General features: G+C 46.8%; 8 protein-coding genes. 7 read left to right on the top strand and 1 reads right to left on the bottom strand.

What is annotated here, in order from left to right; translation table 11 throughout:
* The first annotated feature begins 4 nt into the window (after positions 1 to 4).
* The 4 genes from ACUXV2_RS18155 (at position 5) to manA (ending at position 4,821) form a co-directional block, all read left to right on the top strand.
* A complete protein-coding gene (locus ACUXV2_RS18155) occupies positions 5 to 1,753 on the top strand; it encodes a phospho-sugar mutase (RefSeq protein ID WP_446244551.1) in 1,749 nt (582 codons plus the stop codon).
* Positions 1,754 to 1,901: 148 nt separating this feature from the next.
* Positions 1,902 to 2,765, top strand: a complete 864-nt coding sequence (locus ACUXV2_RS18150) for an ROK family protein (protein WP_446244550.1) — start codon at positions 1,902 to 1,904, stop codon at positions 2,763 to 2,765.
* Positions 2,762 to 3,841: a glycosyltransferase family protein gene (locus tag ACUXV2_RS18145; protein WP_446244549.1), complete on the top strand. Its 1,080-nt coding sequence runs from the start codon at positions 2,762 to 2,764 to the stop codon at positions 3,839 to 3,841. The genes ACUXV2_RS18150 and ACUXV2_RS18145 overlap by 4 nt, the downstream gene beginning before the upstream one ends.
* A 32-nt stretch (positions 3,842 to 3,873) precedes the next feature.
* Positions 3,874 to 4,821, top strand: coding sequence for a mannose-6-phosphate isomerase, class I (gene manA, locus ACUXV2_RS18140; RefSeq protein ID WP_446244548.1), 948 nt, complete (start codon positions 3,874 to 3,876; stop codon positions 4,819 to 4,821).
* 215 nt (positions 4,822 to 5,036) lie between these two features.
* On the opposite strand, the gene ACUXV2_RS18135 is transcribed toward manA, so the two are convergent.
* Positions 5,037 to 5,780: a MurR/RpiR family transcriptional regulator gene (locus tag ACUXV2_RS18135; protein ID WP_446244547.1), complete on the bottom strand. Its 744-nt coding sequence runs from the start codon at positions 5,778 to 5,780 to the stop codon at positions 5,037 to 5,039.
* Positions 5,781 to 5,963: 183 nt separating this feature from the next.
* Here ACUXV2_RS18135 and ACUXV2_RS18130 point away from each other — a divergent pair, with 183 nt between their 5' ends.
* From ACUXV2_RS18130 to ACUXV2_RS18120, 3 genes are all read left to right on the top strand, one after another.
* Positions 5,964 to 7,919 (top strand): fructose-specific PTS transporter subunit EIIC, encoded by a 1,956-nt coding sequence (locus ACUXV2_RS18130; RefSeq protein WP_446244546.1) that lies wholly within the window; start codon positions 5,964 to 5,966, stop codon positions 7,917 to 7,919.
* Between the two features lie 144 nt (positions 7,920 to 8,063).
* On the top strand, positions 8,064 to 10,700 hold the full coding sequence (locus ACUXV2_RS18125) for a glycoside hydrolase family 38 N-terminal domain-containing protein (RefSeq protein ID WP_446244545.1): 2,637 nt from the start codon (positions 8,064 to 8,066) through the stop codon (positions 10,698 to 10,700).
* 635 nt (positions 10,701 to 11,335) lie between these two features.
* Positions 11,336 to 13,024, top strand: coding sequence for an alpha-amylase family glycosyl hydrolase (locus tag ACUXV2_RS18120; RefSeq protein ID WP_446244544.1), 1,689 nt, complete (start codon positions 11,336 to 11,338; stop codon positions 13,022 to 13,024).
* The last annotated feature ends 82 nt before the right edge of the window (positions 13,025 to 13,106 follow it).

Genomic DNA, 13,106 nt, shown 5'->3' with positions numbered 1-13,106 from the left:
GATAATGATTTGGAAAGATAACTATGAAAAGTGGATGAATTTTGCCACTGTTGATAGAGAATTAAAAAGTGAACTTTTAAAAATTGAGAATGATGAAAAAGAAATTGAAGAATTATTTTACAAATATCTTGAATTTGGAACGGGTGGAATACGTGGAGAATTGGGGCCTGGAACAAACCGTCTGAATATCTATATGATCAGAAAAGCAACAGAGGGATTGGCGCAATACATTGAGGCACAAGGTGAAGAAGCGAAGCAGCAAGGTGTAGCCATTGCTTACGATTCCCGTCATAAGTCTCCAGAGTTTGCTTTAGAAGTAGCGAAGACTCTTGGACAGCACGGGATCAAGTCATACTTATTCAAAGAGCTTCAGCCAACACCAGTTCTTTCATTTGCAGTTCGATATTTAAATGCGTTTGCTGGAATCGTCATCACAGCTAGTCACAACCCCCCTGAATATAATGGTTATAAAGTGTACGGACCAGATGGTGGACAGATTCCCCCTGAAACGGCAGATGAATTAATCCAATATGTAAATGGTGTGGAAAATGAATTAGACATTGAAGTGGCTGAAGAAGAAGAATTAGTGAGTAACGGGACACTTACTTACGTTAGTGAAGAAGTGGTTCAGGCTTATCAAAAAGAATTGCTCACGATTAAACAGAACGATTCTGTCATTGAAAAAACTTCAGAATCATTGAAGATAGTTTTTACTCCCTTACATGGTACAGCAAACATCCCGGTAAGAGAAGGGCTCAAAAACTTTGGATTTAAAAACATCACAGTAGTAAAGGAACAGGAACTGCCTGATCCTAATTTTTCAACCGTCAAGTCTCCTAACCCTGAAGAGCATACTGCATTCGAACTGGCAATTCAGTATGGAGAAAGAGAAGATGCTGATATTCTGATGGGTACAGATCCGGACACAGATCGCTTGGGTGTAGCTGTTAAGAACTCTGAAGGAAAGTATGAAGTGTTGACAGGTAACCAAATGGGCGCTTTGATGCTTCATTACCTATTGAGTCAGAAGAAACAAAAAGGAACACTTCCGGAGAATGGAATGGTCATTAAGACCATTGTTACATCTGAAATTGGAAGAGTCATTGCTGAAAGTTTTGGGATTCCAACTCTTGATACGCTTACTGGCTTTAAGTTCATTGGAGAAAAGATTCAAGAATTTGAGATGACCGGTGAGCACTCTTTCTTGTTTGGCTATGAAGAGAGCTATGGTTATTTAATTGGTGACTTTGTGCGTGATAAGGATGCTGTTCAAGCGGCAATTTTTGCTGCTGAGGTTGCTGCTTATTATAAGTCGCAAGGCAAATCATTGTATGATGGATTGATGGAAGTCTTTGAACGATACGGATATTTTAGAGAATCTCTTCAGTCACTTACTCTTAAAGGGAAAGCAGGGTCTGAGCAGATTGATGGAATCCTGGCTGAGTTTGGGAAGAAAATGCCAATAGAAATCAATGGTGTGAGAGTCTCTGTAATTGAAGATTATAAGACTTCAGAACAGAAAGTAGTATCTGAAGATACTACTAATGCACTTAATCTTCCAAAGTCCAATGTTATTAAGTATTTCTTGGAAGATGGTTCTTGGTTCTGCGTAAGGCCGTCTGGAACTGAACCGAAAGCCAAGTTCTATTTTGGGGTGAGAGGTTCTTCACTGGATGACAGTAAAGATAAGTTACAAAAGCTTGAAGAAAGCGTAATGGAACGGGTACATCAAATGATTGGTGTAACTCAATAAAGAAAAAGCCACCTTGGGAAATCCCGAGGTGGCTTATTTTTGTTGTCATCCTTTTAAGTCTGGTCAATCATTAATTGATGAATAATGTTGTATAATCGGCATGAGATAAATGAGTATTTTATGAATTAGACAGAGAGGATGCGTACATATGATTATTGGTGCAATTGAAGCGGGCGGTACGAAGTTTGTGTGCGGGATTGGAAATGAAGAAGGTGTGATTGTTGAGCGGATTTCCATTCCGACTACGACACCTGATGAAACGATGAATCAAGTAGTTACATATTTTAAAGATAAGCAATTGGACGCGATGGGAGTAGGTTCATTTGGACCTGTTGACCTGGACGAATCAAGCTCTACATATGGGCATATCACCAGTACACCCAAAACGCATTGGAATTATTTTGACCTCGTCGGTGAATTAAGGAAGCATTTCTCGGTGCCGATTGGCTTCGATACGGATGTCAACGCGGCTGCTCTTGGTGAAAGTTTATGGGGGGCTGCAAAAGGGCTCGACAGCTGTCTATACATGACCGTTGGAACAGGTATCGGGGTCGGCGCTTTGGTTGAGGGCAAGTTGATTCACGGCCTCACTCATCCAGAAATGGGTCATATTGTGGTGAGGCGGCACGGCGATGATCATTATGCAGGTCGCTGTCCTTATCATGGTGATTGTCTGGAGGGATTAGCTGCCGGTCCTGCCGTTGAAGAGAGATGGGGGAAGAAGGGCCATCTTTTAGAGGACTCCCCAGAGGTATGGGAAATGGAAGCTTATTATTTGGCCCAGGCGATTGCAAATTACGTACTTATATTATCACCAAAAAAAATCATTGTAGGCGGCGGGGTCATGAAGCAGACTCAGTTGTATTCTCTTGTGCGGGACAAGGTGAAAGACATCCTTGGCGGCTATGTTCAAAGTGATCAGCTCCTTGATCGGATCGATGACTACATCGTTGCACCCGGTCTCGGTGACAATGCCGGTTTGGCAGGCGCTATGGGATTGGTATTGCGATGACGAAGAAAATAGCCTACTATATATCCGATTATGGATTTGGACATGCGACGCGAAGTTCCGGTATTATCAAAGGTCTTTTGCAAGAAATGGACGACATTGAAATCATGGTCTGTAATTCGTTTGCCATGCCATTTTTACATCAGAATTTTAATAATACACGTGTAAAGATGCGGCCTATCTCTACTGATATAGGTTATATTTTAAAGGAAGATTCCATTGAACCAGATGTTAAGAGATTGAACCTGGAATATGATCGCTATATGGAGGAATGGGATGAACGAGTCTCGGAAGAAGTAACTTTCTTGAATGGAGAGAATATTGATCTTGTCGTAACGGATATTGTGGCATTCCCGGTTGAAGCAGCAAAGAAAATAGGCATACCTTCTGTAGGAGTATCCAATTTTACTTGGTATACAGCATATGAGGGACTGGTCGAGGAGGAAAAGCTTAGCCAGATGAAGGAGGCGTATGATTCGATGACTGGCTTCTTTACACTGGCAGGGGCTTGTGAGCCTGACTGGAACACGCTTTATACGAAGTCTTTCGGCTTCTTTTCGCGAGAAATTAACATTGGCGAAGTTGATAGGATCAGAAAGTTATTGAATCCTCTTGGGGAAAAGGTGCTGGTGTATTTCGGTCTGGGGATGAAGATTGATCAAGGGGGTCTGGATGAGTTTGAGTTTTGGGAGGACCCGACGACTACCTTTATTGTTTCCTCTAATACAGTGATCGACAGGGAAAATGTATACCGGATTCCATCCGACTATACTGATGCACACCACTTTATTGCGGCGGCAGATCTTGCGATTACAAAAGCCGGCTGGGGAACTGTGAGTGAGGCAGTGATCGGGAATACTCCTTTACTTATTATTAATCGTCAGTCTATGAAGGAAGACAGGAATACGATTGCTTATCTGAAAGAGAAACAGTTATGCCAGACGATAGAGTGGGATGAGTTGGCGCAGGTGAAGAGTTTTGCTAGTATGATTAGAGAAATGAAATATTCTAAAGCGCACTATCAAAATGATTTATACGAGATTGTAAAAGAGTTGAAAAAGTTAGTAGAATGGAGATAGTTTTAATAGAAAAGCGTAAACAGGAGGCACATATGAACCTACCACTATTTCTACAACCCGTATTCCAGGAGCGAATCTGGGGAGGAACGGCGTTAAAGGATCAATTCAACTATGATATCCCGTCTGACAAAACGGGGGAATGCTGGGCGATTTCGGGTCATCCGAACGGACAGAGCACGGTCGTGAATGGAGAGTTTGCAGGGAAGACAATCGCAGAGCTTTGGAATGAACACCGTGAGTTATTCGGCGGTCACACTTCACCGGTATTTCCTTTGTTGACGAAAATATTAGATGCGAATGCTGATTTGTCAGTACAGGTGCATCCGGATGATACATATGCGAAGGAGCATGAGAACGGTGAGCTCGGTAAGACCGAATGCTGGTATATCATTGACTGTGATGAAGATGCCGAAATGATCTTCGGTCACACGGCTCAGACGAAGGAAGAGTTTGAGGCGATGATCGAAAAGGGTGAGTGGAATGATCTGCTGCGCCGCATTCCGGTGAAGCCGGGGGATTTCTTCTATGTGCCGAGCGGAACGATTCACGCTTTGTGCAAGGGGACGCTTGTCTTAGAGACGCAGCAAAGCTCTGATACAACTTATCGAGTGTATGATTATGACCGCCGAGATGCTGAGGGGAATACGCGTGAGCTTCACATTGAGAAGTCGATCGAAGTGACGACGATCCCGCATCGCAACGCCGATGTACAGCCTGCTGTCGAGAAGCGTGACGGGGTTGAAGTGACAAAGTTTGTGGAGGCTGAGTACTTTACCGTTTATAAGTGGCAGGTTGATGGACAGGCTTCATTTGTTCAGGATCAGCCTTTCCAGCTGGCGAGTGTGCTGGATGGAGAGGGCACGTTGAAAGTAAACGGGGAGTCGTATACTTTGAAAAAGGGTGATCACTTTGTTTTGCCAGCGGATGTTGAAACGTTTGAAATCGAAGGTCGAGTCGAATTAATTGTTTCGCATGTTTGATAGCTGGGGTTGTTGAATTACTTTACACATTTAAAAGAGCAAAGCATCCGGTCGCGGGTGCTTTGCTCTTTTTGTGTTTGGTGGAATTTAAACAAACGTTTGATTAACGATCTTAACCATTCATGCTGCCGGGATGGAAGATGTTAAACAAACGTTTGGTTAAAGTTAGGGCTAGTTTCGGGGCAAGGGACCTGTCCCCATCTCCCGCTTGTCCCTCACTTCATCACCTTCTTCAAATAGAACTCAAAAATCAAATCGATAAGCACGACGATGGTGGAGCGCGGAGTCAGGTCATATCCGGCAAATTGGACTTTCTGGACGTCGGCACTTATGGAGTTGCGGGTGATCTTTGCCAGGGTGCTGTCGGCCGAGTTGGTGATGGCGAGTGAATCGGCGTTTTTGTAACGGATTTTTTCTGCCGCACCGACAATCGTTTTCGTTTCGCCGCTTGATGAAATGAAGACGATCAAGTCATTCGGCTGCACCATGTTGGGGAGAAGGTCGATGATGTGCGATTCGTACACATATGAAGTTGGTTTGTTAACCTGCATGAATAACTTGCTGAAGTATTCTCCGACCATTTTGGTCAAACCGACCGATACAATCATGACTCTGCCGGCATTCAGGATCTGCTCACTGATTTTCTCAAGCTCTTCTACTCTCAGCGATGACAGAGTCCTCCCCATGTCCTGGCTGTAGCGGTCGAGCATGTTTTCTGCCGGTCCCACGTTTTCATCAATGCTTTTCAGGACAAACTTAAATTCAGAGAAACCCTCAAGCCCGAGCTTCCTGCACATTCGGACAATTGTGGTCGTACTGACGCTGTTGCTTTCCGCCATCGATGTGAGCGATTGATTTTTAGCCGTTTCTAAATGTTCCTCGACGTAATATAATACGTGCTTTTCCGCGTATGTAAGTTCTCCGATTGAAGATGCGAACCGATCCAGTACCTTCCCCATAAAAAGCTCCTTTGTAAACCGTTCATTGTAATTTCATTATACCCAATAACAAAAGTGATAGGGCTTTCATTCTGTACAATTATACTTTTTATGTACCGTTTCGACAAGATTCGCTATGTTATAACTAGATTGTAAGGGATTTCATAAATATGATTATCATTTTTAATAGAGAGGTGAACCTCAATGGAATTAAGAAAAATGACAGATGAACAGCTTGTCATATTCGATGTGGATTCAACATCGAAGCAAGAGATCCTCGAGAAACTCGTCGGGGCACTCCATGAAAAAGACATACTTACTTCCAAGGAAGATTTTTTGAAAGCGGTTTTAGAAAGGGAACAGATTTCCCCGACCGGCCTTGAAGCGGGCCTTGCGATTCCCCACGGGAAAAGCAAATCCGTCAAGAAAGCGGCATTCGCAGTTGCGAGACTACGAAATGGAATCGATACGTGGGAAAGCATTGATCCAAACAATAAAGTTCAATTGGTCTTCCTGCTGGCGATCCCAGATGCGGAAGCAGGCTCGACCCACTTGAGCGTACTATCCGAGCTGAGCACAAGGCTGATGGACAAGACTTACATCGACAACCTGATGAACGCAACCACTCCGGCTGAATTCATCGCAGCCCTCGACCGCAGGGAAACTGCGGTGGAAGAACCTCAGGAATATACCAAAACGGTCCTTGCCATCACGGCATGTGCCGCTGGGATAGCGCACACGTATATGTCGGCTGAAGCTTTGGAAAAAGCGGGCCGTGAAATGGGAATCCGCGTCATCACCGAGAAACAGGGTGCAAACGGGATTGAAGATGCCCACAAGGGAGCGATTTTAAAAGAAGCGGATGCGGTTGTATTCGCAACCGACATCGCCCCTAAGAATAAAGAGCGCTTCGCAGGCAAGCCATATGTGCAGACGCGTGTGGCCGAGCCGTTGAAGAATGCAAAAGACATCCTGAACCGCGCGTTGACGAACCCGGATGGAACCGTCGCGGGTGACGAAAACGAAGAAGACATGACAGCACCAACCGGCAACAAGCAGGGCATGCTCGCCGAAATGACGCAGGCGGTCATGACGGGTATCTCGTACATGATCCCGGTCCTTGTCGCGGCTGGTCTGATGATGGGGATCGCGAAACTCGCGGCAATGCCGTTCGGTCTCGTCGATCAGATCCATGACATCAAATATGCAACCCACTCGAACGAACTGTTTGTCATCTTGCATCACCTCGATAAATTCGGGGGCATGATCTTTAAATTCATGTATCCGATCTTTGGTGCGTTCGTTGCGTATTCGATCGCCGACCGTGTCGGACTGGTTTCCGGTTTCATCGGAGGGGTGTTTGCCGCAGGACTGCACTACACATTCTGGGGAGTCGAAGGCGGTATCCCGTCCGGTTTCCTTGGCGCGTTGATCCTTGGACTCACGGCCGGTTATGTTTCGAAATTTTTAAATGAAAAAATCAAGCTCAACAAAAATCTGATCGCCATGAAACCGATGCTGATCATCCCGGCGATTTCAGTTCTGACGATTTTCTTCTTGAACTTCTATATTGTCGATCCTGTATTCGGAGGATTGAATGCGTTACTAAGCGAATGGATCACGGCTGCCCAGGGCGCAGGAAACGTTGTACTGGCAAGCATCATCGCTGCAGCGACAGCCTTTGACCTTGGCGGACCGATCAACAAAGCCGCCGGTGCCATCGCCATCGGACTGGCTGCAGACCAGATCTACCCGCTGACGGCACGCGTGCTTGCCATCGTCATCCCGCCGATCGGCTTGGGACTGGCAACGGTCATCGACAAATACGTCGTCGGCCGCCGCGTATTCGACGCCAACCTGCGTGTCGCAGGAAACACATCACTGCTGCTAGGATTCATCGCCATCAGTGAAGGGGCGATTCCATTCATGCTCCGCAACCCGCTGATCACGATTCCGATCAACATCATCGGCGCGATCCTCGGCTCAGTGACCGCAGTACTTCTAGGTGCCGTCCAATGGTATCCGCTTCCGGCTGTATGGGGATGGCCGCTCGTGGAAAACCTTTGGGCATACCTGATCGGACTTGTTGTAGGTGCAGGATTCATCGCATTTACGAACATTTTTATCCGATTTGCTATTTTGAAAAAAAATGAACGATGACATGGGCTGCGCGTGGACTTGGCCGGACTTCCGGTCCGACCGCCGCGTATGGCCATTGTCACAAATATAGTTGATAAAACATAAAAGGGGGCCCGGGTCGAGTTTTTGACCTGGACTCCTTTATCTATTATTGGAGGGAACATCATGAAGAAACGTGTCTACGTCGTACCGCACTCCCACTGGGATCGCGAATGGTATTTTACAATAGAAGATTCAAACGTCCTGCTGGCGGAAAACCTCGATCATCTGTTGGACGTCCTCGAAAAAGATGGTGACTACACGGGCTACGTATTCGACGCCCAGGCAAGTGTTGTCGAGGAATATTTGAAGGTCCGTCCGGAAAACCGTGAACGCCTGAAGCAGCTAGTTGAGGCGAAGCGGGTTTTCATCGGACCTTGGTACACACAGACAGATTCGCTACTGGTGAATAAGGAATCGATCATCCGAAACCTGTTGTACGGAACGAAGATTTCGGGCAGCTTCGGACACAGCATGAACTGCGGATACCTCCCGGATATTTTCGGACAGAATCAGTACCTGCCGTCGATTTTCAAAGGGTTCGGCATCGATAACAGCGTTCTCCAGCGCGGGATCTACACCGATCAGTTAAAAGGCGACCTGAACTTCATATGGAAATCCCCTGACGGCGAATCGGTGGATGCGAACAATATCTACTTCGGCTACGGCCCGGGGAAATTCCTTGAAGCGTCGGAGGAATACAAGGAAGAGCGGCTGTTCCCTATACTTGAGAAATTGGCCGAAATGAACACAAACACCGACAACCTGCTGCTGCCAGCGGGTGGTGACCAGGTGCTTGTGCGTGAGCATTTCCCTGAAACAATCAAGAAGCTGAACGAAGACTCTGCGGAGTACGAGTTTGTTTTATCTGACTATGAAACGTTCATGAAGGATACGTGGGAAAACGGTGCCGGATTTTCGAATGTGATTGAAGGCGAAATGACGGCGACCCAGAAGTCACGGATCCACAATACGATCCGCTCGCAGCGGTATGACATCAAAAAACTCAATTACGAAGTAGAGCACAAGATCTTGAATGTGCTTGAACCTTTGGCCGTCATAGGTCAGTCATTGGGATTCCGCTATCCGCAGGCGTGGCTCGACGGCATGTGGAAGCAGCTATTCGATGTGCATGCCCACGATAGCATCGGCGGCTGTAACTCGGATGACACGAACCGCGATATCGTTCACCGCCTTGAGAAAGTGAACCGCATTGCGGACGGGCTGTTGAATATTTTGAAGAAGCAGATGACGGAAGCTGTCAGTAAGAAGCTTGGACAGGATAATGTGTTTGTTTTCTTCAATACGAATGCCGGAGTGTTCTCGGGTTCGGTTGAAGCGGTCCTGTTTACGAAGTCGAGTCATTTTAAGGTTTGCGGTCTGGATGGCTCCGATGTTGCCGTTGAAGCGGTGGACCAGGAATATATCAGCGGCGGCAAGAAGATCGTCGTGACAGCGGAAGGCGAGAAGCAGGTGGAGGTACCTGGTTATTACCGGACGGTTGTGATGGTGGAATTGACGGATGTTCCGGCGCTTGGTTATCGGACATATACGGTCGAGGAAGTGGAAGAAGGACTGCAGCAGCTTGAAGTGAATGCTGTATCTGCAATTAATAATGAACACGTGAAAGTGGAGTTTGTTGATGGGAATGTGACGCTGACCCATAAAGCAACCGGTGAAGAGATTACTGGGCTGCTTCGTTTTGAAAATGTAGCGGATGCCGGTGATTCCTATGATTTCTCACCGCTTGAGGGAGACGAACCGATTTTCCTTGAAAATGGAGAATTGCTGTCTGTAGAGACAGGCACGCTTTCCTCGAAAATGATGATCAAACATGAAGCGCTGGTCCCTGGGAATCTGGATGACCGCCAGGCAGAGATTAATTCTGAGTCATTGGTGATTGTGACCACGCTTGAACTTCGAAAAGACGAGAAGGTTGTGCGCGTCCAGCATACGATTGACAACTCGGTTGAGGATCACCGTGTGCGGGTTCTGTTGAATACAGGAGTTGAGAATCCATGGTCGTCATTTGCTGATCAAGGGTTTGGTTTAATCGAACGCAGCGTGGAGAATCCTTATATGAGGGCCTGGAAGGAAAACGGCTTCGCCGAAGCGCCGGTGCCGATTTATTCGTTGGAGAATTTTGCAGGCGTATCCGAGGATGGGGTTACTTTTGCAGCAATCACCCGCGGTATCAAGGAATACGAAGTGGCCGGCGGATCGCTGGCATTGACACTGTTCAGAAGTGTCGGTCTGCTGGGCAAAGATGATTTAGCGTGGCGTCCCGGACGAGCGTCGGGCATCAACAACAAAATGGTATACACACCTGATGCGCAGATGAAGCAGCAGATGGTGTTTGAATACGGTGTTTATGTTGGTTCCGGTGAGCCGGATGTATTGTTCGGAGAGACCGACCAATATGTCGGACGCCATGTCTCGTATCAGAAACAGGCGTTGAACACATTCGAAGAACGCCTCGAGCGATTTGATATACCATATCCAGTTGCCGAACTCGACGATTCGGTATCACTGCTGCGTGTGGTGGACAATCCTGCAGTCGTGATGAGCAGCTGCAAGCGCGCGTATGATGATGCTTCAGTCATTGTCCGGTTCTTTAACCCTACGGAAGAGGTTCAGACGTTTGAACTGGACAGCGTATTTGATTCATCAGTGGTTGTAAACCTGGCAGAAGAAGTGCTGGCTGGAGCAGGCAGCGAACTCGAAATCAAACCTAGAGGGCATTTGACGTTGAAACTGTCATAGAGTGCGGGACAGGGGGACAGGAACGTTGTCCCAACCCTGTTTCTCATGAAAGTGGGACACTGAACATGTCCCCGCGTCCCACCCCTCCCCAACTTGATTTGTAAGATTTTTCGACAAGTGGCTCAATTATCAGGTAAAGTAGCGCAATTAATGTAAAAGTGGCTCAATTATCAGGAAAGCGGCACAATTATTTCAGAACTGGCACAATTATCCTTGAAAGTGGCGCAATTCCGTGGAGAAAGCTGATTCGTATGACTGCTGGAAGCCATTTTTAATTAGTTAAAAAGCGGTTTTGACAAATTATTGTTTTAAAATACGAGGTTATCGATCCATCTCAATGAAAAAATGCTGGATAATGGCCAAAACGAAATGGAATCCGTAAAACGGAGTGCTGTCCCATCGGCCCAATAAAGAAAATTCGACATGAAGGGCACAATTATTTATTTAAAGGGTGCAATTCGCCTGATGAAAGGCACAATTATTTTTTAAAAGGCGTAATAATCCCGAGGAGAGGCCCGATTAGGACAGGGAAGGGCACAATTGTCTTTAAAACCGCTTTTTTGGTAAAAAACACTTTCCAAAAAACCAGGTGCTAAGCCCGAACAGCCCTAATATTAACAAAAGAAGGTGAAACCATGACAAAAAACGAACTACTAACAAACATCGAAACCAGACTCAAAACGATTTATGGCGATGAATATAAAGAGGAATATCTATCGAGTTTCACAGAACTCGTCGAGAATTGGAGCAGCCAATCTTTCGAGAAGACAGCTCCTGTTTCAGAAGAAAACGTCTACCTGATCACATACGGCGACAGCATTTATGAAGAAGGAAAACCGACGCTTGAGTCGCTGCGCTCTTTTTTAAACGAAAAAGTGAAGGACACGGTCACGGATGTCCACCTACTTCCGATGTTCCCGTACACATCGGATGACGGGTTTTCGGTCGTGGATTACCGCCAGGTCGACCAAAAGCTGGGTGACTGGGAGAACATCGAGGAGCTTTCAAAGGATTACCGCCTAATGTTTGATTTCGTGGCCAATCATATTTCTAAGTCCAGCGAGTGGTTCCAGGGATACCTGAACGGCGATGAAAAATACCAGCACTATTTTATCCCGAAAGATGAAACGTTCGATGCAAGCGAAGTGGTCCGTCCCCGGACGTCTCCGCTTCATCACGAGTACGAAGGGAAGGATAGCGTGAAAACGGCGTGGACTACGTTCAGTGAAGACCAGGTGGACGTGAATTTCCGCCACTTCCCGGTGCTCGTTGAAATGACGGAAATCCTGTTGGAATATGCAAGCAAGGGTGGGACGAGCATCCGCCTTGATGCGATCGGGTTCATCTGGAAGGAGTCCGGCACGACATCGATCCACCTCCCGCAGGCCCATGAAATCATCAAACTGTGGAGAGACGTCGTCGACTTCTTCAAACCGAACACCCAGATCATAACGGAGACGAATGTCCCTCATAAAGAAAACATCAGCTATTTCGGCGATGGCACCGACGAAGCCCATATGGTGTACCAATTCTCGCTTCCGCCATTGGTGCTGTACTCATTGACAACACATGACGGTGAAAAGCTGAGGGAATGGGCGAAGACGATTGATACGGTATCGGATACCGCGACTTATTTCAATTTCCTTGCGAGTCACGACGGCATCGGCATGCGTCCGACAGAGGGGATCCTGACCGAGGACGAGAAGCAGATGCTTGTTGAAAAAGTGAAGGAAAACGGCGGCAGAGTGTCTTATAAAGCCAATAGCGACGGCAGTCAGTCTGTTTACGAGTTGAACATCAATTATTCAGAAGCGCTTGTGAATAAGGGCGAGGATGTGACGGAAGAAATGGAAGTCGCGAAGATGCTTGCGGCCCATTCAATCCTATTATCCTTTGTCGGCGTTCCGGCGATTTACTATCACTCATTGCTGGGTTCTAAAAACTATGAAGCAGGGGTTGAAGAGTCAGGCATCAACCGACGCATCAACCGGGAGAAGCTTGAACTGGACAGCGTCCTGGGTGAATTAGAAGCAGATTCCCGCCGCAAAGGGATTTTCGAAGGCTTGCAAAACATGATTTCCATCCGCCAGAAGGAGTCGGCATTTTCCCCTTATGCAGGGCAGGAAGTGCTGGAACTGGGCGAGAACCTGTTTGGGTTGAAGCGTAAGAATGCCGATACCGGTGAAGAAATCACATTTGTTGTGAATCTTGATTCCCGCAACGTCGAAGCGGCCCTGCCGGGAACGGGTACTGATTTAGTCACTGGAAAAGAAATGAGCGGGACAGTTGAATTGGAACCATACCAGTTTGTATGGATCAAATAAAGGTTGGGATGTAGGGACAGGTCCCTTGACCCGCATGAACCTTATGGGATTTGGGTCAATGTACCTGTCTCCCTGACCCGTT

The organism is Rossellomorea sp. NS-SX7 (assembly GCF_052828565.1).
This window is presented reverse-complemented; position numbering and strand designations above follow the sequence as displayed.